The sequence below is a fragment of the Mesorhizobium sp. LSHC412B00 genome (assembly GCF_000503035.1).
Lineage (GTDB): Bacteria > Pseudomonadota > Alphaproteobacteria > Rhizobiales > Rhizobiaceae > Mesorhizobium.
In genome coordinates this window covers 115,260-132,902 of record NZ_AYWB01000017.1, presented here as the reverse complement: position 1 = coordinate 132,902, position 17,643 = coordinate 115,260, and the positions used below count along the sequence as shown (strand labels likewise).

At 61.1% G+C, this 17,643-nt stretch carries 22 protein-coding genes and 1 tRNA gene; 12 read left to right on the top strand and 11 right to left on the bottom strand.

The genetic code is table 11. From position 1 onward, the window contains the following. The first annotated feature begins 105 nt into the window (after window positions 1-105). From X757_RS140875 to X757_RS140880, 3 genes are all read left to right on the top strand, one after another. Window positions 106-978: a S1C family serine protease gene (locus X757_RS140875; protein ID WP_023727445.1), complete on the top strand. Its 873-nt coding sequence runs from the start codon at window positions 106-108 to the stop codon at window positions 976-978. Between the two features lie 8 nt (window positions 979-986). After that, window positions 987-1,697 carry a helix-turn-helix transcriptional regulator gene (locus tag X757_RS1000000168665; RefSeq protein WP_198020319.1) on the top strand — a complete coding sequence of 237 codons (711 nt, stop codon included), beginning with the start codon at window positions 987-989 and terminating at the stop codon, window positions 1,695-1,697. 119 nt (window positions 1,698-1,816) lie between these two features. Further along, window positions 1,817-2,683, top strand: a complete 867-nt coding sequence (locus X757_RS140880; RefSeq protein ID WP_023705827.1) for an NAD(P)-dependent oxidoreductase — start codon at window positions 1,817-1,819, stop codon at window positions 2,681-2,683. Between the two features lie 130 nt (window positions 2,684-2,813). Here the strand turns inward: X757_RS140880 and X757_RS140885 are convergent, their stop codons facing one another. Together X757_RS140885 and X757_RS1000000169595 are read right to left on the bottom strand one after the other, a co-directional pair. Next, complete coding sequence (locus tag X757_RS140885) at window positions 2,814-3,329, bottom strand: TIGR00645 family protein (protein ID WP_023672463.1); 516 nt, start codon at window positions 3,327-3,329, stop codon at window positions 2,814-2,816. A gap of 325 nt (window positions 3,330-3,654) precedes the next feature. Next, complete coding sequence (locus X757_RS1000000169595; RefSeq protein ID WP_245259835.1) at window positions 3,655-4,587, bottom strand: OmpA family protein; 933 nt, start codon at window positions 4,585-4,587, stop codon at window positions 3,655-3,657. Between the two features lie 90 nt (window positions 4,588-4,677). Here X757_RS1000000169595 and X757_RS1000000169590 point away from each other — a divergent pair, with 90 nt between their 5' ends. The 4 genes from X757_RS1000000169590 to X757_RS01000000165320 all read left to right on the top strand — a co-directional run bounded on the left by X757_RS1000000169590 (window position 4,678) and on the right by X757_RS01000000165320 (window position 7,079). Next, a complete protein-coding gene (locus tag X757_RS1000000169590) occupies window positions 4,678-5,304 on the top strand; it encodes a hypothetical protein (protein ID WP_306413640.1) in 627 nt (208 codons plus the stop codon). A gap of 39 nt (window positions 5,305-5,343) precedes the next feature. Continuing rightward, window positions 5,344-5,961, top strand: coding sequence for a hypothetical protein (locus tag X757_RS1000000169160; RefSeq protein WP_245275119.1), 618 nt, complete (start codon window positions 5,344-5,346; stop codon window positions 5,959-5,961). Window positions 5,962-6,067: 106 nt separating this feature from the next. Then, window positions 6,068-6,514 carry a YcgN family cysteine cluster protein gene (locus X757_RS140895; RefSeq protein WP_023672465.1) on the top strand — a complete coding sequence of 149 codons (447 nt, stop codon included), beginning with the start codon at window positions 6,068-6,070 and terminating at the stop codon, window positions 6,512-6,514. 220 nt (window positions 6,515-6,734) lie between these two features. After that, a complete protein-coding gene (locus X757_RS01000000165320) occupies window positions 6,735-7,079 on the top strand; it encodes a hypothetical protein (RefSeq protein ID WP_023713887.1) in 345 nt (114 codons plus the stop codon). Between the two features lie 258 nt (window positions 7,080-7,337). Here the strand turns inward: X757_RS01000000165320 and X757_RS140900 are convergent, their stop codons facing one another. Next, a complete protein-coding gene (locus X757_RS140900) occupies window positions 7,338-8,048 on the bottom strand; it encodes an SIMPL domain-containing protein (RefSeq protein ID WP_023705824.1) in 711 nt (236 codons plus the stop codon). A gap of 134 nt (window positions 8,049-8,182) precedes the next feature. Here X757_RS140900 and X757_RS140905 point away from each other — a divergent pair. Further along, window positions 8,183-8,258 (top strand) — tRNA-Ile (locus tag X757_RS140905). A 217-nt stretch (window positions 8,259-8,475) separates the two neighbouring features. On the opposite strand, the gene X757_RS1000000169155 is transcribed toward X757_RS140905, so the two are convergent. From X757_RS1000000169155 to X757_RS140920, 7 genes are all read right to left on the bottom strand, one after another. After that, a complete protein-coding gene (locus X757_RS1000000169155; protein WP_023727442.1) occupies window positions 8,476-9,009 on the bottom strand; it encodes a hypothetical protein in 534 nt (177 codons plus the stop codon). Window positions 9,010-9,104: 95 nt separating this feature from the next. After that, window positions 9,105-9,803 (bottom strand): recombinase family protein, encoded by a 699-nt coding sequence (locus X757_RS1000000169150; RefSeq protein ID WP_050593975.1) that lies wholly within the window; start codon window positions 9,801-9,803, stop codon window positions 9,105-9,107. Beyond that, window positions 9,800-10,147 (bottom strand): recombinase family protein, encoded by a 348-nt coding sequence (locus X757_RS1000000169145; protein WP_050593974.1) that lies wholly within the window; start codon window positions 10,145-10,147, stop codon window positions 9,800-9,802. The genes X757_RS1000000169150 and X757_RS1000000169145 overlap by 4 nt, the downstream gene beginning before the upstream one ends. Then, window positions 10,144-10,650 (bottom strand): DUF2924 domain-containing protein, encoded by a 507-nt coding sequence (locus tag X757_RS140910; protein ID WP_023727441.1) that lies wholly within the window; start codon window positions 10,648-10,650, stop codon window positions 10,144-10,146. Before X757_RS140910 ends, X757_RS1000000169145 begins: the two co-directional genes overlap by 4 nt. 5 nt (window positions 10,651-10,655) lie before the next feature. After that, window positions 10,656-11,012, bottom strand: coding sequence for a DUF3489 domain-containing protein (locus X757_RS01000000165310; protein ID WP_084014406.1), 357 nt, complete (start codon window positions 11,010-11,012; stop codon window positions 10,656-10,658). 302 nt (window positions 11,013-11,314) lie between these two features. Beyond that, window positions 11,315-12,358, bottom strand: coding sequence for a CBASS cGAMP-activated phospholipase (locus X757_RS140915; protein ID WP_023727439.1), 1,044 nt, complete (start codon window positions 12,356-12,358; stop codon window positions 11,315-11,317). Between the two features lie 428 nt (window positions 12,359-12,786). Beyond that, complete coding sequence (locus tag X757_RS140920) at window positions 12,787-13,944, bottom strand: nucleotidyltransferase (protein WP_245275114.1); 1,158 nt, start codon at window positions 13,942-13,944, stop codon at window positions 12,787-12,789. Between the two features lie 247 nt (window positions 13,945-14,191). Between X757_RS140920 and X757_RS1000000168660 the strand changes: the two genes are divergently transcribed. From X757_RS1000000168660 to X757_RS140935, 4 genes are read left to right on the top strand one after another with little or no spacing between them, the layout of a single operon-like run. After that, window positions 14,192-14,341, top strand: coding sequence for a hypothetical protein (locus tag X757_RS1000000168660; RefSeq protein WP_023727437.1), 150 nt, complete (start codon window positions 14,192-14,194; stop codon window positions 14,339-14,341). A 20-nt stretch (window positions 14,342-14,361) separates the two neighbouring features. Further along, a complete protein-coding gene (locus tag X757_RS1000000168655; protein ID WP_023727436.1) occupies window positions 14,362-14,808 on the top strand; it encodes a hypothetical protein in 447 nt (148 codons plus the stop codon). Between the two features lie 24 nt (window positions 14,809-14,832). After that, window positions 14,833-15,225: a hypothetical protein gene (locus X757_RS140930; protein ID WP_023727435.1), complete on the top strand. Its 393-nt coding sequence runs from the start codon at window positions 14,833-14,835 to the stop codon at window positions 15,223-15,225. After that, window positions 15,222-15,995 carry an ImmA/IrrE family metallo-endopeptidase gene (locus tag X757_RS140935; RefSeq protein ID WP_245275113.1) on the top strand — a complete coding sequence of 258 codons (774 nt, stop codon included), beginning with the start codon at window positions 15,222-15,224 and terminating at the stop codon, window positions 15,993-15,995. Before X757_RS140930 ends, X757_RS140935 begins: the two co-directional genes overlap by 4 nt. 195 nt (window positions 15,996-16,190) lie before the next feature. Here the strand turns inward: X757_RS140935 and X757_RS140940 are convergent, their stop codons facing one another. Next, entirely contained in the window at window positions 16,191-17,624 is a 1,434-nt protein-coding gene (locus tag X757_RS140940) for an HD domain-containing protein (protein WP_023727433.1), read from the bottom strand. Window positions 17,625-17,643 lie beyond the last annotated feature (19 nt).

Below are 17,643 nucleotides of genomic sequence, written 5' to 3'. Positions count from 1 at the left end.
GACCTGACCAGATGGCCAGTCAAACCAGTAACTAGCCGTCAGACGAGTACCTCCGGGCGCACTGCCGAGCGATATCTGGGGCATGAGAAAACCCAGGAGATCATCATGAGTGACTTCAACCTTAATGCATTTTCCGAGGCCATCGCCGATCTCGCCGCCAAGGCTGCGCCGGCAACGGCAAGTTTCACCACCCATCACCATCGCACCGCCAGCGTCTTCCACTGGCGTGACGGCTATTTCGTCACCGCCGAGGAAGCTGTCGAGGCCGGTGAGGAGATCGAATTGACATTGGCTTCGGGCGAAGCGGTGAAGGCCGAACTGGTCGGTCGCGATCCGTCGACCGGCGTAGCGCTTCTGAAGCCGGCCGGCGCGGTCGCGGCGCCTGCGCTCGCCAAGGCTGACGCGGTACGGCCCGGCAATCTTGCCATCGCCATCGGCAGCAGTCAGGGTTCGGCGCTGGCCGTCTCGGGTTCGGTCGGCGAGGTCGGCCCCGCCTGGCGCTCGATGCGCGGCGGCACCATCGATCGGCGCATCAATCTCGCCGTCAATGCCGGCGGCCGTTTCGAGGGCGGGCCGGTGCTTGACGCCAAGGGCGCGCTGATCGGCATGCTGCTGTTCGGGCCGCGTGGTCGTGCGCTGGTCATGCCTTATGAGACGGTCGAGCGGGCCGTGGCGACGCTGCGTGAAAAGGGCCATGTCGCGCGCGGCTATCTCGGCGCCGGCCTGCACCCGATCCGTGACGGCGCGGCGCGCGGCGCCATGGTCATGAGCCTCGACGACAATGGTCCGGCCAAGGCCGCCGGCCTTGCGCTGGGCGACATCATCGTGGCGTGGAATGGCGAGGCCGTGCACGGCCCGCGCGAACTGATCCGAAAGCTCGGGCCGGATAGCGCGGGTGCCGCGGTGACGCTCGGCGTGGTGCGCGGCGGCGAGCAGCGCGATGTCGCGCTGACCGTCGGTGAAAAGCCGCTGAGCTGAGAGGGCCGATGGAAAGCGAGACGCTGACAAGGCCGGAGGCGAGTGGATCGGAGGCGGGTGGGCCGGAGGTGGCGGGCGGCGGACGCCAGCTCGTGGTGCTGATCGCGCTGCACGATGCCGCGCGTGCCGAGCGCCTGTCGGCTTCGCTTGCGATGGCGGACGATCTGCTTCCGGTCGTGGCCGGCAGCGGGATTGTCGACGTCGCTGTCGTCGATGACGCTGTTGCGAACAGTGCGGCCTGGCTCGATCGGGCCGATGGTGGCAACAGCGCAATCCCACGGGTGCTGCTATCCGCGAGCGCTGGCCGGCCGGAAAACCGGGTGCTTGCCGTGCTGCCTTTGGCGTCGGATGCGAATCTGATCGCGGCTGCCGTCAGACTGGCGGCGGCCGGCTACCGGGTGTCAAGGGATGGGCGTTCGACGCCGGATCGTCATGGCGGTTTCGATCACATAGCGAGCGGAACTGAAACCGATAGCGGGCTGTTTGGCGAGGAATCTTTTGACGACGGCGCCGCCCTCCGACCAGCGCTGTCACCGCGCGAGACGGAAGTGCTGGCGCTGCTCGCCGAAGGCGCGCCCAACAAGGTGATCGCGCGGCGGCTGAACATCTCCGTGCATACGGCAAAGTTCCACGTCGCCGCGATCCTGATCAAGCTGGGTGCTGCGAACCGCACGGATGCCATCGCGATCGCGATGCGGCAGGGCCTGGTGCTGGTCTAACCCCCTTTTCCGTTTGAGCCTACGTTGCGTAACCCGTTGCAGGCTGCCGAGGCCTTGCGCAGTGCATTGCCGCCGCGCAATGGTTCGCGTCAGTGATGTAGCAAGGGAGGTGCCAAGACATGTCGCTCAAGGGAAAGACGCTGTTCATCTCCGGCGGGTCGCGCGGCATCGGTCTTTCGATCGCGCTGCGCGCTGCGCGCGACGGCGCCAATGTGACGATCGCGGCCAAGACCGCCGAGCCGCACCCGAAGCTGCCGGGCACGATCTACTCGGCAGCTGAGGAGATCGAGCAGGCCGGCGGCAAGGCGCTGCCTGTTTTGTGCGACATCCGCGAGGAGGCGCAGGTGGCCGAGGCGGTTGCCAAGACCGTCGAAAAGTTCGGCGGCATCGATATTTGCGTCAACAATGCCAGCGCCATCCAGCTCGCCAGCACGCTGGAGACCGACATGAAGCGCTACGATCTGATGCACCAGATCAACACGCGCGGCACTTTCCTGGTGTCGAAAATGTGCATTCCGCACCTGAAGTTGGCTGAGAATCCTCACATTCTGAATCTGGCACCGCCGCTCGATATGAAGGCCAAATGGTTCAAGAACCACGTCGCCTACACCATGGCCAAGTTCGGCATGTCGATGTGCACGCTGGGGATGAGCGCCGAGTTTGCCAAGGACGGCATCGCGGTCAATTCGCTGTGGCCGATCTCGACCATCGACACGGCGGCGGTGCGCAATCTGCTCGGTGGCGCGACGGTCGCGGCGATGAGCCGCTTGCCCGACATCATGGCCGATGCCGCACACGCCATCTTCCTGCGGCCATCGCGCGAGACATCAGGCAATTTCTACATCGATGAAGAGGTGCTGCGGGCCGAGGGCGTGACCGATTTCGCGGCCTACGCGCCAGGCGCGACCGGGCCGCTGGCCGGAGACTTTTTCGTGCCGGACGCGGTATTTGCCAATTCGCCGACGAACGTCAAAAGCATCTACTGACGGAAATCACGGGCCGACGGCGCTGCTTCCTCATCCACCTGCCGGCGTTGTTCGAAAAACCAAGCAATTGGCTTTTCGCCCGCTGTGCGGACCAGCCTCACCTCCCCATGAACGGGGAGAAAGGGGCTCATCACTCCTCGCCCTTCTTGCCTTTGCTCAGTCCCATCAGCCGGTCGATATAGGCCAGCATCAGCGCCGAAACGACGAAGGCGAGGTGGATGATGGTCAGCCACATCAGCTGGTCGATCGTATAGGAAGACGAATTCAGGAACACCTGCAACAGGTGGATCGAGGAAATAGCGACGATGGTCGAGGCGACCTTGACCTTCAGCGAACCGACATCGATCGTACCCAGCCAGTGCACACCGCCATCCTGGTCGTCGAAGCGGCTGACGAAATTCTCGTAGCCGGAGATGATCACCATCACCACCAGCGAGGCGACAAGTGCGGCGTCGATGAGGCCGAGCATCTTCAGGATGGTGTCGGTGTCGTCGAGTGTGAAGGCGACCATGACGAACTCGTAGAGTTTTTTGCCGAAGGACAGCGCATAGACGGCGAGCGCCAGGGCCAGCCCGATGTAGAAAACCACCAGCAGCCAGCGTGAGGCGAGGATGATCGATTCGATGGCGAGTTCGAGACGTTTCATGCAGCGGTTCCGGTCAGCTTTCTGAGGTCGACTGGGGTATTTCGGTCAGCTTGCCGCGGTTTGCAAGGCAAATTGCGGCGCAAAAAACCCCGCCGGGAGGGCCGGCGGGGTTCAATGCATCCCGCTGGAGTCGGGACGGGGCAGGGAACGCCCAGCCTCGAATCTGGGGAGGGCGGCCGCTCTATTCAATGAGCCGGTTCTAATACCAATACAATTCTTGTTGAACCGGGATTGCTGTCCGCAGCTCGACCCATCCCGGTCTGCCGGGATGGGTCCTTGTTGTTGATCTGATTCCAGAAAGCTGCTCAAGCCATTGGAAAGCAGATCAATTGTTACTCGCCACCGGTGCCACCAGCGAGGTGATGCGACGGATGCCGACGCGGCGGTTCTCGCGGTTGGGCGCCGTGGTGTTGACCTTGAGGTATTCCTCGCCATAGCCCTGAGTGGTCAGGTTTTCCGGCGGGATGCCGAAGGCATTGGTCAGCGCTTCGGCGACAGACTCAGCGCGCCGGTCGGACAGAGCAAGGTTTGCCTCCGGCGTGCCAACCGCATCGGTGTGGCCTTCGATCAGGAAGGTTTCGGCCGGGTTCTTCTTCAACAGTTTCTCCATGGCCGTGGCGACGCCTTCCAGTTTCTGCACTTCGGTGTCGGATATCGAGGCCGAGCCGAACTCGAAGTTCAATGTGTCGAGGTCGACGCGACGGGCAATGTCTCGCACGCGCGCCGAACGCTTCACTTCGTCGATGGAATAGAGGCGCTGGACCTTCTCCACCGGCGGTTGTTCGAGGAACTCGTAATAATCGTCCGGGCTTTCGACATCTTCCGAATCGAGGATGTACTCGCGGCGCGGGATGGTGAGCCGCATCGGCGGCAGGTCGTCACCGGGATCGCGCCAGTCATTGTCGTCGTCATAGCTGCGCTCGTCGACATAGCTCAGCACATATTCGTGCCCATCCGGCGTGATGCGCGATCGCCTGATGACGTCGCCATTGCGGTTGCGGATGGTGACGATCTGGATGCCATTGTCGCGCTCGACGATTTCCCGAGAGCGATCGCCCGACAGTTCCTCATAGTAAACATTCCTGGCGCCGCGGTGCATGCGCGGAGCGTCATTGCTTTCCACGATCGTCTGGTTGTTGAACTGCAGGATGACGCGGTCGCCGAGTTCCTTGACGACGTCGACGCCTTTCGGACGCCGGCGGTCGCGGACGTTCTCATCGGGTGCACGCTCGACGCGTTTGCCTTTTTCCTCCGTCACCGGGGCGATCTTTTCTGGCTGAATTGCCTGCTGAGCTGACTTGTCGTCGGTGGGCGGCGGTCCCTGGTCGACCGGAGCCGGCTTCGGGGCTTGCGCCTCGGTGCCGCCCTGCGCGGGCTGCTCGCCCGTCTGGCCGCCAGCATTCTGGCCGTTCCCATTCTGGCCGTTCCCATTTTGGCCGTTCCCATTTTGGCTGTTGCCGCCCTGGTCCTTGCGGTGCTTGCGCCTGGCATCCTTCTGGCTGTCCAGGATGGGTGCTTCGTCGGGGTTGGCCGTGGCTTCGCCTTGCGCCGGCGTCTCACCTTGCGCTGGCTGCTCGGCATTGGCCGGTTGCTCCGCAGGCTGTGGTTCACCGGTCGCAGGCTGCTGTTCGCCCGTCACCGGCTGTTCGCCGACAGTTTTTTTGCCGTGCTTTTTCGCCTGATCCTTCGGCTGTTCACCTTCGGCGGGAGCCGCTTGCTGATCGGCCGGGGGCTGAATCGGCTCGGCCTGCGGCGCGGGCTCTCCGGCAGGCGCAACTTTGACGTCTGGCGCTTTGTCGGCAGGCGCGGCCTCAATCTGCTGATCCTGCTTGCGCTTTTTCTTGCCCGACTTGTTGTCGTTTGCCGGCGCCACCTGTTCGGTGGGCGCTGCCTGCTCGGCAGGCTGCTGGGCCGGCTGTTCAGCGGGCGCCGCTTCGATCTGCTGTTGGTCGCGCTTCTTCTTGCGTGGCTTTAGCGGCTGTTCTTCATTTGCCGGAGCTACCTGTTCGGCCGGTTGTTCAGCCGGTGCTGCCTCGATCTGCTGCTGGTCACGCTTCTTCTTGCGTGGCTTGAGCGGCTGCTCATCGGTCGCCGGCGCTGCCTGGGCGCCGCCCTCATCCGCAGGCGCCGCCTCGATCTGCTGCTGTTGATTGCGCTTCTTTTTGCGCGGCTGCTGTTCCTCGGCGGCAGGTGCGGCCTGTTCGGCCGGGGCCTGCTCGGTCTGCTGCTGATCCCGCTTCTTCCTGCGCGGCTGTTGTTCCTCGGCGGCAGGGGCGGGTTGCTCTGCAGCCGGTGCAGGCTGCTCGGCGGCCGGCGCTGCCTGTTCGGCCTGCTGGCGTTTCTTTTTGCGCGGCAGTTCCTGGTCGGTCTGCTGACCATCTGCAGCAGGGTCGTCCTGGACCAGGATCAGTGGCGCGGCCGTGTGCTGCAAGGGGCCGAAAACGGCGTTGCCCTGCAACGGGGATGCGCCCAACGGCGCGGATGCCATAAGCAGGCCAAGTGCCGTACCTGCCAGTACCCGTGGTTGGCGTTTCATCTTAAATTCTCCTTGTGGGGTCCCATCCCTGCCCAAACTGTCCTTGACCGGATTGGTTCCGGTTTGCGGGCATTACCCGCACCCAAGGACGATTGACCGGCGTTTTGAAGGCAACTTCATGTTTTTCCTATGGTGCGGCCGGAATTTGAAGTCACACAACAGCTTGACCTTGCCGCATGCGGAGGCCACATCTCGACCCATAATGGAAACGCCGTTCTGGAAGACCAAGACGCTGGAAGCGATGACGCCCACCGAGTGGGAATCGCTGTGCGACGGCTGCGGAAAATGCTGCCTGTCTAAACTCGAGGACGAGGATACCGGCGAGATCTACTGGACATCAGTCGGCTGCCGGCTGTTCGATGGGCAAAGCTGCCGCTGTTCGGACTATGCCAACCGGCTGGCGCGCGTGCCGGACTGTGTCGGGCTGACGCCGCAGAATGTGCGCACCATCACGTGGCTGCCGAAAACCTGTGCCTACCGGCTGGTTGCCGAGGGGCACGACCTCTATTGGTGGCACAGGCTGGTGTCGGGAAGTGCCGAGACTGTTCATGATGCCGGCATCTCCATGCGCGGCCGCGTCCGCGCCAGTGAGACCGATCTGGCCGAGCCGGACGACTATTTCGACTATATGCTCGATGACGAGCCCTGAGCATTCTGGAACGGACGCTGCCATAGGGCGTTCTGCGCCATTGGACGTTTTTGACGGTCAGGATCGTTTGCAGCGGTGGAAGGGGCGGTTGCTTTCAACCTGTCGGGCAGATTAACCGAAAATGAACGGCCGGTTCGCGAAGAGTTCAGATTGCAAGGAGCATTCTCCCCCCATCGGTTCGACCAAGACGGGCGCAAGCCCTCAACAAGGAGAGAAGACAATGTTCAACTCATTCAAGACGGCAGCCCTTTCGGGTCTCGTAGCTCTCGGCACGCTTGCCGCAGTGCCCGCCCAGGCGGACTCGATCTATCTCGGCTTCGGCAACAACCATGACCGCCGCGTCGGCGTCTACACCGGCGACGATGAGGACGGCTTTCGCCGTGACCGCAATTGGCGCCGCTGCTCGCCGGATCGCGCCCTCGACAAGGCCGAGCGCATGGGCCTGCACCGCGTCCGCATCGTCGATGTCAATCGCCGCGTGGTGAAGGTCGCCGGCCGTCAGTATGGCGATCGCGTTGTGATCGTGTTCGCCAATGAGCGCGGCTGCCCGGTTATTTATCGCTAACAGAACCAGACTGATCTTCTGCGAAGATCAGTCTGGGATACGACCTTCTGCGAAGGTCGATCCGGAGGCATGTTCCTCCGCGAGGATCAGCCTGGAGTAGCGGCATGACCCTTCTAGGGTCAGCCAGGAGCCCCTTTCCCTCCGCGGAAGGGTGCGGCTCGAAAAAACCCCGGAGGCCAGTCCTCCGGGGTTTTTCATGTCGGCGATAGCGGTTCCGGCCGACGGGTTCAGCAGAACCGCACCCGGCCCGGCGGCCTGCTACTTAAGCTCGAATGTCACTGTTACCTGCACGGCGTAGGCATTCTCGCCGGCCTGCACGGGAACCGCGGCGCCTGCCGCATCGAAGGCCTTGGCATTGATCGGCATCGGCGCCGGCGCAACGTTCTGGTCGGTGATTTCCAGCACCCGGCCGATGCTGACGCCGGCGGCTTCGGCCAGCGTCTTGGCCTTGGCCATGGCATCGGCGACCGCCTTCTTGCGGGCTTCGGTGACGGCAGCCTTCGGATCCTCGTTGGAGAACGAAATGCCGCCGCCCTGGTTGACGCCGAGCGACACAGCCTTGTCGAGAACCTCACCTGTTTTGTCGATGTCGCGAATGCGCACCGAGAGTGTGTTGGTCACCTGGTAAGCGACAAGCTCGGCTTCCTGGCTGCCGTCGGGCTTGTTGGTGTAATTGTAACGCGGGTTGATCTGGATGCCGGCGGTCTGCAGGTCGCGATCCTTGATCCCTGCCGACTTCATTGCCGCGATCACGGCGGCCATGGCGTCGTTGTTGGCGTCGAGTGCCGCGCGTGCGGTCTTGGCCTCGCGCATGACGCTGAGCGTCAGCAGCGCCAGGTCGGGCGCCACGGTCGACTGGCCTTCACCCGACACGATGATCCGGGGCGGGGGCAGCGAATCGGCAGCGCTTGCCATCGCCGGAAAAGCGATCGCGGCGGCAAGTGCGAGCGGCAAAATATGTCTGGTCATGAAAATCTCCTCGATGTGCGATCCAGTCGCGCCTGTCGACTAGGGCGCGAATATGGGCTGATTTGGGCGATCTCGGCCAGCCCGTCCGGAAAGCCTTGTGCCGCGCAAGGAAAAACACTAATCCAGCGCGCGTGGGGCCTGTAGCTCAATGGTTAGAGCCGGCGGCTCATAACCGCTTGGTTGGGGGTTCGAGTCCCTCCGGGCCCACCATTCAGTCCGCCCGATTTCCGGGTTTTTCATCCGTCTCAGGATAGCGTCGACATTTCCGTAGGTTAGCGGCGGGTTGTCCGCAACACTTGGCTGAGACGCCGGGGTGAGCGCGCAAAACACCTGATTTTTGGTGATCCGTCTCAGTCGGGTGAATTCCGTAGCCAAGTGTTTGGCAGAGCGATGGTTTAGGCTTTGGCTTGATGCTTGCTCGATGGTGCTAGAAGCCCAGGAGCGCAGCCTGGCTGATCCAAGCGTGGGGCAGGTCAGAGGCGCGCGAGAGCCTGTGCGCCGTTAGTTCGACAGGTTGATCACCTGCAACGATGCTAGCCGCAATTTTCGGGGCAAGGAAAGCGAAGGGCAGCAGGCGGCTTACCTCAGATGTATCTGTGCCGTTGAGCATGGCAACATCGGTGAGGCTGCGGTTGGCTCCGTCCGTAAGCTGATCTAGGTACAAGTGGGCTCGACGCAGAAGGTCGATCAAGGCGCCATCGGGTTCTCGGCTGCTTCTAGATCCATCTGTAAGCACGATGCGTGTTTCGACGCCGCGCCGCCTCATACCGATTGGACATTCGATGGAAGTCAATTGCGCCCCATCGCTGTGCGGCAGAATCCGGTCGAGAAGCAATTCCGATAGCGAGCGGCAATCCAGTTCGATGGTCAGTGATCCCGGCTTGAGGGTGATCTTGCGAACGATCTTTTGGAGCAGGGATCGCTTTGCGTTCGCAGTGGCCGATGCCCAGCACGTCCGCATCACTTCGGCTCGCCGGATCGCCGCCCCGATTTCGCCAGCGTCGACCGATTGCCGAATCCAATCGGACAGTTGGGCATGATCGCTGAGAATACGATTCAGGCGATGCTCAACAACTGACTCAACGGCCTGAGCGGGAAGACGCCAACCCTCGGACCCGTTTCGCCGCCGGTCGACGAATTGCTTCGAGACATAGTAGCGGTTTTGGCGTGAACCGATCGCAATTTCTCGCCCGCTTCATCAAAGAGCAGACCGGAGAGCAGATGCGGTTGCGTGACATTGGAATCGCTTCGCCGCGGCGGCGCCTGCGAGGCGAGCAGCGCCTGGGCCTCTTCGAACGTGGCCGACGTGACGATCGGCTTATGCTCTCCATCGTAAACCTGACCCTTGTGCCTGATCTTGCCGACGTAGACCGGGTTCGAAAGCAGGTGATAAAGATTGCCGCGACCAAACGGCATGGTGACTGCAACTGATCCGTCTTTGCGCTGTCGCGATCGTGTCGAGAGTCCCTCGCTCGCCGCCTCATCAACGAGGTCCCGGACCGACTTCAGAGTGAGATAGCGGGCGAAGAGGTGTCTGACTGTTTGTGCCTCGGTTTCGTCAATCACCAGCTTGCGGCTTTCGACGCGATAGCCCAGTGGCACCACGCCGCCCATCCACATGCCTTTCTTCTTCGATGCAGCAATCTTGTCCCGGATACGCTCGGCTGTGACCTCTCGCTCGAACTGAGCGAAGGACAAAAGCACGTTGAGGGTGAGCCTGCCCATCGAGGTCGTGGTGTTGAACTGCTGGGTCACCGAGACAAACGAGACGGAGCTGGCATCAAAGATCTCGACGATCTTGGAGAAACCATCAGCGAACGGGTGAGGCGGTCGATCTTGTAGACGACCACCACATCTATCTTTTTGTCCCGGATGTCCTGCAGGAGACGCTTCAGGGCAGGGCGCTCCATCGTGCCGCCCGAAATGCCGCCGTCGTCGTATTGGTCTGGCACCAACTTCCAGCCAAGACCTACCTGCGAAGCAATGAAGGCCGTACAAGCTTCGCGCTGTGCATCCAGCGAATTGAATTCTTGTTCCAATCCTTCTTCGGTCGACTTGCGAGTGTAGATCGCACAGTTGAGGCGAGGGGTCGCTGTCATAGCCCAAAGAACCTCGGGCCAGACCAATGGGCGCCGGTGATACGGCGAGCGACAGCTGACAGCGATCCGTAGGTCTTGCCATCAAGCACGAAACCGTAGTCGACAACTTCGACGATGTGCATCCGGCCATTCCACTCCCGCATCAGGCGGGAGCCGGCCTTGGGTGGAATAGATCGCGGCGGCGAGGCGGATGCCTGATCCGATGATGCGGGCCGGAGCGACGGAACTCCGTCTTGGCGATCCGACCTAGTGTTGCCCGGTTGGAAAGCATTCACTTTGGTCCTCCGCGCGTTGCCTGTCGCGACTGTTTTCTTGACGGTCGAAGTCAAACCACCCAAGCGCTTGGCTTGAAGATGCCAGGCGGCCGACCGTTCAAGCAGCCCACGTTTGACCCCTTTGGGCGGCGGGCAGCCATAGGCCTTTGTCCAAGCTGCTGTGAGTTCATCACGCGTGAGATCGCCGACCTCGGCGATCTCACCATCCAAATCAAGTCGCTTGCGCATAGAGATCAACCGGCGGTCTTCGCCTCGGCGATGCGGTATCGTCGTTGTCCGTCCTTGCCGGTTTCGCTGAGGATTTCGTGGCCGAGCTTCTTCTTGACGGTGCCGGAGAGGAAGCCCCGCACCGAGTGCGCCTGCCATCCCGTCGCTTCCACGATGGCTTGGATCGTAACGCCCTTGGCCGACTTCAGCTTCTTAATGACAACGTCGGTTTTTGTCGGCGCCGCTGGCGGCTCGTCCTTAGCTTTCTTGGCCATCACAGAGGTGGTCATACCGGACCTTTGGCGCGGCTTGCGGGTCGAGCTGCTCTGGTTGAGATTAGTTGCCGTTTCGCCGGACTGGGCGTCGTCGGCATCGGTCGTCATGTCATTGAGGATAGCCATTTCAAATCTCCGTCAGTTCGAAGCCGCCCGGACCATTCCGGCGCTTGTACTGACCGAAGCCCGCTGTCCTGGCGGGCTGGAGATTCTGCTCGGTCTTAATCCGCTGCTCTTCTGCTGCGCGGAAACAGCAATGCTTCCTTGCCGTATGAAGTCCAGTCGAACGTCGCTCCCTCGTGGTTATTCGACAGGTCCCCGAGAGCACCTTTGCGTCTCATCCCAGACGTTCGAATGATCATTTGGTGATCCCAAGAGCGGTCGTCGATCAGCAGCGGCCAGTTTGGCAACTATGACAGCGCGCATTTTATGAACCGGTCCGCTATGTCTCCTAGGAACATCTGATTCACATAGTGCCCGGTCGCTTCAGCGTGCGAGCGGGCCAAACGCGGCAGCTCCGTTACCGCGCGCTCGACATCATCGAGACCGATCGGCTTTTCCGACTCTGGCGGATCGATGCGAATGACATTCTGCTTGCCGACGAGAAGGTAGGCCTGGCCAAGGGCGTTGTGAGACTGCGCCTTCGCCGCTGCGCGAAAGATCATCGGCGCCTTTCCCAGGCCGGGAAAGATCCAGCGCCACAGTCCACCGTTCCGAACGCCTTCGTCCAGCCCAAGGACCTCGTCACCGGTGCCGATGGACAGAATGCGAATGTTTTCTCGCGGAAGATCATAACAGGCGAGCGCATCGACCACGGCGTTCATGACAGGGTTGTTCGCCCAGATGCCCCCGTCGATCATTATGTGGCCGTCGTTCTCGACCCCCGGGTAGTATCCCGGAGCCGCTGAAGTGTGGAGTGCCACGTACGCTGCCTTCGCGTGCCGATCCTTCTTGTAATCGGGGTGGTGCGGGGTCTTGTAGATGTAGGGCTCGCCGTAACGGCCCTCGAAGCTCGGAATCACAAGACGCGTCGTCGCATCATCCAGAAGACGCTCGCCGAACACGTTCAGAAGTTCGTCCTTCAGGACGCTCTGGTCGTGCTTCGGACGCTGCAACCACCGTGGGAGATCGAAGATCCCTTTGCCCTTCGGAAAGATGACAGATCCCCGCTCGGTGTAGATCGCGGCAGCCTGCCGAGCCGTCATGCCTACGGCGAGTGCCAGCGCGATGATGCCGCCAGTTGAGGTGCCGGTGATCATGTCGAAATGATTGGCGATCGACTGCCCGTTCAGGAAGTGCCTTTCAATCTCGGCGAGATAGGATGCGCCGAAGACGCCCTTGATGCCGCCGCCATCGATTGACAGGATGCGGAAGATCCGACCTTCCGGCCACGGCTCCCTTTTCCGCGTTTGCTGAAGAGTGCCGTCTGAACGGCGAGGCGGATGATAGGTCATGGTGCAACTCCTGCTGTAAGAGGGGTCGGGTGACGCCCACCGCCGGTCCAGCGCCCGGTCATGAGCCACAACTCGTAGCAGGCGAGCCAATCGGCACTCCAGGGGACGATCGTCTGGGACAGGTGCATGGTTGCATCCCATTCACCCGCAGGCGGGTCGTAGAGGCAGAGTCTCGGGTCGCTGTCACGGTCATAGACATGGGGAAGCGAGCCTCCGGATTTTCCGGCAGCCTGATCAAAGCCGGAGACAGAACCCGCACCTCGGGCGCATAGTCCACCCGGTAACGGATCTCGATCCGATGGATCTGGAATTGCTTCAGGTCACCGGTCCAGCGAGCCGCCCTGTCGCGGCGGGAAAGGTGACTGACCCGAAAGCCGGGCCAGTCACGCTTCATTGAAGCGACCTGCTCCTCGATCGAGATTGGTCGACTATTCATCAACCGGATCTCCGAAGAAGGTGTGCGGCTTGGCGACGACCGGAGCCACCGATGTGACGATCGTGGCCGCAGCCGGCAGGAGAATGCTGCCCTTCTTGCTGTAGACCTGCGACCCTGCCACGATCCCAGCGCCGGTGGCGTCCGCCATTCTGTCAGCCGCGCGCGTCACCACGCGGTCGCCAAACATCTCGCGCAGCCAGTTGCGAAGCTTGACGGGGTCCAACTCGCCGCGCTTGGCGCGCTCGATGCCGGCCACGAGATCGTGGAGATAGCGGGCGAACTGGTTCTGCTGATCCAAGTTCTCGGGCCAGCGGTCGGTGAAGACGTCGGCGCTGTAGGTCGGATTGACGACGTGAAGCTTCTGACGGTTGATCGTCGCCCGCTCGATCTCGCCGATGATCCACCGGCAGATGCGGATCAAGATGTCCGAGAGATTCATGTCGGGAAGCGCCGCCGCGCCGGCAAAGTACGACAGCATCACCGACGGCGGGATGCGGCCACTGTAGTTTGCATAGCGAACGTTACGATAGCGCTTCAGCAGTTGCAGTGCGACGGTTGCCATGTTCTTCACAACGAACTGCGTCTGATCGGGAACTTCGTCGACATCGGCGTCCGCGCGGATCCTCATACGATCGTCGCCGGACCAGCGGTCCTTGAAGGCTTCGATCACACGCTCTTCGTTCGGAGTCGACGCCATGTACCATTCCGCATGGCCGTATGCGTTCATCGGTACCATGCAGTCGTCATTCGACGGCAGCGGCCCTTTCGCATGGGTGATCGCCGACTGGCGATCGGTGGTGCCGTAGTCGCGAAGCGCCGGCGTCACATCGAGATGCATGTTGTCGGCGTAGAACAGCGTGATGCAGCGGGTCTGCTGAACGATCTTCTGAACTGGATAGTCCTTCAGGGCCGCGGCGAGCGCCTTGAGGATCCCGAGCGGCGTCATGTGACGATATTGACTGCCGAGCTGGGCTACGATGTCGATATCGTATTCATCGTCGGTACCGCGCGTGGAGATAGTCGCGTCGATCGCCATCGATCCCTGTACATAGAAGTGCTCGATCTGATCATGGAACGACGTCGTGCCTTCCAGGTACTCGCGCACAGCCTTGTAGCGCTGGCAGGCCTTGCCATGGAGGAACGGCGGCAACTGAACGCTGAAGGCGATTTCCGCCAGGATGCGATCAAGCGGATCTTCAAAGGGGTTCTTCCCCTGGTATGCGAATGTAGTCATAGTTATGTTCCTGAATTCGAAGGTTTCGGAAATGCTTGGGGGCGCTCTAAAAGAAAGGCGCGGGACCTCGGAATTCAGACAATTTTATTTTTTGTCTGAATCCGTTTTGGTGCGCGCATAACATTCATGAGGAGAGCCGACGGGATGTTGTGGGAGACGTCGAATGGATGCCGAAATCGGCATTAAGCGCATACCTTGCTCGGAAGAGGAGGTAAGCGAGTTCTTTGATCGGATGACGTCTGTCCAAAAGCGGGACGCTTATCAGTTTGCCGTCAATGTTCGGCGGCGTGCCTTGCCGACGCTCACGAACTGATCAACGAGGCCTTCGTGAGGATGTGCGACGGGCGCCGTACGCGCCTAAGCGACAATAACGACCTGTTTCCGGTTCTGATGGGCACGATCAAGAGTCTGGCTTCCGACCGTCACTTCGTCACGGAACGCGCACGGATCCGGCGCATGGGTTCCGGGAAGGAAAAGGGCAAGTATGGCGTCGTCGAACACGACGCCGATCATGGGAGCATTAAGATCGACAAGGCCATCGCCGATACCGACGAAGTCACCGATCGAATGGATCCAGACGAATATCGGAAGGCGCTGCTTGCCGACATCGCCGGCGATGCGGAGTTCGAGTTGCTTTTCGAGGGCATGTCCGCCTCGTTCATCGGAAAGGACTTGGCCGAATGGATGGGTATGGACACAGTTGCGCTGGCGACGGTTCGCAGGCGCTTCAGGAGGCAGATGCTACAACTCGGTAAGAGGCTGTCAAGGGTAGCGCGCTAGCGCTAAGCAGATTGGAAGGTCCGCATGTCAGGGAAAGATAGAGAGTGGCTCGGCCACCTGCACGAGTTCCTGATCGACGAGATCGTGCATGGCAAGGATGACGAGCCGGTAGATGAAGCCGAAGTCAGAGCCTTCGACGCTGCGGTTGCAGCCGGACGCTCGCAGCTGGCCAAACGTAAGCTCGAAGCGGCACGACAGGCAGTTCGTTCGGACGTGTTCGCGTCCGCCCCAATTTCCGACTCGGAAATGGGACACGCAAAGCGGCGGCTCACCTCGCTGAGGACCGGAGCCAATGATGACGACGCTAATCTGACGCTCGCCGCCCGCTTTGGTCAGGGTGGCAATGAGGACGATGATGGTATGCTCGAAGACATTGCCGAGCTTGAGCGCGATCGCGACGACAATAGCGGCAAATGATGAAACGGCCAACAAGAGCCGAAGGCCTGCTTCAGTCTTTGGGCATCGACGAGCCCAAAGATATTGATCTCGAAGCGATCGCGTGGCACGTCGGTGCCAAGATCAAGGTTCGTCCCTTGGTTAATTGGGAGGCCCGCATCATCGGGCTTGACGACAAGGCGATCATCTCTGTGAACGCCGCCTCGCCTCCAGAGCGGCGGCGATTCTCGATCGGACACGAACTTGGGCATTGGGCGCATCATCGCGGACAGTGTGCCGTGTGTCGCGCGGCTGATATCGGGAACTACAGGAACGAACAAGCGACAAAAGAGCGGGCCGCCGACGCATACGCCGCCGATCTTCTCATGCCGTGGTATCTCTTCAAGCCTGCGGTGCGCCTGCACAAGCGCTTGGACATCAATGCGCTGCGGGCCGTAGCCGCGCTCTTCTCAGCGAGCCTGACCGCAACCTTAATCAGGATGATCGATAGCGATCAGTTCCCTTGCAGCATGGTCGTCACTCACCGCGCATCCGGCAAGCCTTGGGTCACGCGGGCTCCCTCGATGCAGCGTCGCTGGTTTGCTCGCGAGGACCTCGATTCGGGCTCGTTCGCGTTCACAATGATGTACGGCAATGATGCTCGAACAGAGGGTTTCCCGCGGAAGATCGGCGCGGACGCATGGTTCGATCATCACTCGGCAGCTGAGTTCGAGATCACCGAGCAATCATTCAAGCTACCAACTGGCGACGTGGTTACGATCCTGAATCTGCCCGAAAGGATGGCTGGCTGACCGAGTGCCAATTATTCGGTGGTTGACCGCATTTCCAGGATGATGATCAGTTATTTTCTAAGCTACGGTACCAAAAGCGCACCTTCCGCTGACGGCCCCACCCAGTCATGGCCGCGGGACATCACATTCATCGGCATCGACTATGGCGGCCATAACCTCGGACCGATGAGGTCCGGGATCCGCCGCCCTCGAAATCTAGACGCGGAAACCGTTCTCCGCCGCCTCCGCGAGCTCTCTTCGGATGCTTGATCGGATTTCCGACGCTAGCCGGTCTTGCAGGCCTTCGTCGACGTCGTCGAAGTAGATGCGATGGATGTTAAAGCTGGCGGCGCTGGCGACGATCGGCGAGATCGACGCGATGTCGACGATCTTGCCGCCGACTTCCACGTTGATCTGCTGCGGGTGCCCGCCTTCGGCGCCAAGCGGCTTGTAGATCGGGCGCGGATACCTGTCGTAGTAACATGCTTCCGTCCACAGCCCGTCCTTCTTGCGAAGGTCTTGCGAAACTTTCTCGCAGACCTTGTGCAGCACGCCCACGCGCTTGGCGGCGTCGAGACCTTTCATCGTGCCGTCCTTGGCTGCGACCTCGTCCGCGAGTTTCCAGACATCGAGCATGGGGTAGAATTTGCGCGATGTGATGCGGTCGGCAACCGTGCTGATCGACTTGTCCCTCGCTTCCTGGAAGAGGTGCAGCGAGCCCCAAAACAGTGTGTCGTCGAGAAGCAGTGCATTCTCGAGCCGCTCGGGATCCCTGAAGAAGCGGACAAGCGGGTGGCTCGACGACAGGCCGGCGAGCTTTTCGTCGCCCTCCGCGAAACGCTCAAATACGCGACTCATCAGCAGTGAGAACATGTATTCAAGACCCCGCGTCCTCTTGTGCAGGTACAGGGTGGGATACAGTTGGAACAACGTCACTGTGAACTGTTCTAACGAGATGTAGGCTTTGCTGTTTACGTACAGGAATTGGCCGTTCTCTCCGGAGCCGACCTGGAAATTGCGGATCAGCCAGTCGAGATCAAGGCCGCCCGAGGAAACGCCGGCAAAATAGGGGTCGCGCTTGGCGTAGTCGAGGCGATCGGCGTCCAACTGGCTGGAAACGAGCGAGGTGTATACGCACCTCTTGTCTGCCTTATTGATCATGCCGGCCACCATGGAAGGAAAGTCGGGGCCGCCCATCTCGGTCAGCGTCATGGCGATGGAAGAATCCGTGATGATCTTTTGACCGACCTTTTCGTGGTTCACCGCGGCTTGAAGGGCGCCGTCCTCCGGTTGTGGATTGCGCTCCACGAACAGCTCCATCGCACTTTCGAACGCATGGCTGAACATGCCGTGGCCGATGTCGTGGAGAAGAGCAGCCGCCAAGCAAGCCCGTCCTTTCGGGGTCCATTCGCCGTTCCGTGCCTCCGGCTCCACGACGGACAACATGCGCTTGGCTACCGAGTAGACACCCAGCGAGTGGGCGAACCGGGAATGGGCGGCCGAGGGGAAGACGTAGTCGGAAAAGCCGAGTTGCTTGACACGGCGCAGACGCTGGAAAAACGGGTCGGCGAGCATTGACTTTAGCTGAAGCTCCGACTCCCCTTCGAACTCGATCGACCCGTGGATCGGGTCCTTGATCATCTTGGTCATGAAATCCTCCTCAGTCGAA

What these genes read in the sequence shown, in the direction of transcription:
- X757_RS140930 (WP_023727435.1), top strand. Translation starts at nt 14,833, where the DNA reads ATGTCAGGGAAAGATAGAGAGTGGCTCGGCCACCTGCACGAGTTCCTG.
- X757_RS140940 (WP_023727433.1), bottom strand. Translation starts at nt 17,624, where the DNA reads ATGACCAAGATGATCAAGGACCCGATCCACGGGTCGATCGAGTTCGAA.
- X757_RS140910 (WP_023727441.1), bottom strand. Translation starts at nt 10,650, where the DNA reads ATGCGCAAGCGACTTGATTTGGATGGTGAGATCGCCGAGGTCGGCGAT.
- X757_RS1000000168655 (WP_023727436.1), top strand. Translation starts at nt 14,362, where the DNA reads ATGTGCGACGGGCGCCGTACGCGCCTAAGCGACAATAACGACCTGTTT.
- X757_RS140900 (WP_023705824.1), bottom strand. Translation starts at nt 8,048, where the DNA reads ATGACCAGACATATTTTGCCGCTCGCACTTGCCGCCGCGATCGCTTTT.
- X757_RS140895 (WP_023672465.1), top strand. Translation starts at nt 6,068, where the DNA reads ATGGAAACGCCGTTCTGGAAGACCAAGACGCTGGAAGCGATGACGCCC.
- X757_RS140915 (WP_023727439.1), bottom strand. Translation starts at nt 12,358, where the DNA reads ATGACCTATCATCCGCCTCGCCGTTCAGACGGCACTCTTCAGCAAACG.
- X757_RS140880 (WP_023705827.1), top strand. Translation starts at nt 1,817, where the DNA reads ATGTCGCTCAAGGGAAAGACGCTGTTCATCTCCGGCGGGTCGCGCGGC.
- X757_RS140885 (WP_023672463.1), bottom strand. Translation starts at nt 3,329, where the DNA reads ATGAAACGTCTCGAACTCGCCATCGAATCGATCATCCTCGCCTCACGC.
- X757_RS1000000168665 (WP_198020319.1), top strand. Translation starts at nt 987, where the DNA reads ATGGAAAGCGAGACGCTGACAAGGCCGGAGGCGAGTGGATCGGAGGCG.
- X757_RS1000000169145 (WP_050593974.1), bottom strand. Translation starts at nt 10,147, where the DNA reads ATGACAGCGACCCCTCGCCTCAACTGTGCGATCTACACTCGCAAGTCG.
- X757_RS01000000165320 (WP_023713887.1), top strand. Translation starts at nt 6,735, where the DNA reads ATGTTCAACTCATTCAAGACGGCAGCCCTTTCGGGTCTCGTAGCTCTC.
- X757_RS1000000169155 (WP_023727442.1), bottom strand. Translation starts at nt 9,009, where the DNA reads ATGCGGACGTGCTGGGCATCGGCCACTGCGAACGCAAAGCGATCCCTG.
- X757_RS140935 (WP_245275113.1), top strand. Translation starts at nt 15,222, where the DNA reads ATGATGAAACGGCCAACAAGAGCCGAAGGCCTGCTTCAGTCTTTGGGC.
- X757_RS140875 (WP_023727445.1), top strand. Translation starts at nt 106, where the DNA reads ATGAGTGACTTCAACCTTAATGCATTTTCCGAGGCCATCGCCGATCTC.
- X757_RS1000000168660 (WP_023727437.1), top strand. Translation starts at nt 14,192, where the DNA reads ATGGATGCCGAAATCGGCATTAAGCGCATACCTTGCTCGGAAGAGGAG.
- X757_RS01000000165310 (WP_084014406.1), bottom strand. Translation starts at nt 11,012, where the DNA reads ATGACGACCGATGCCGACGACGCCCAGTCCGGCGAAACGGCAACTAAT.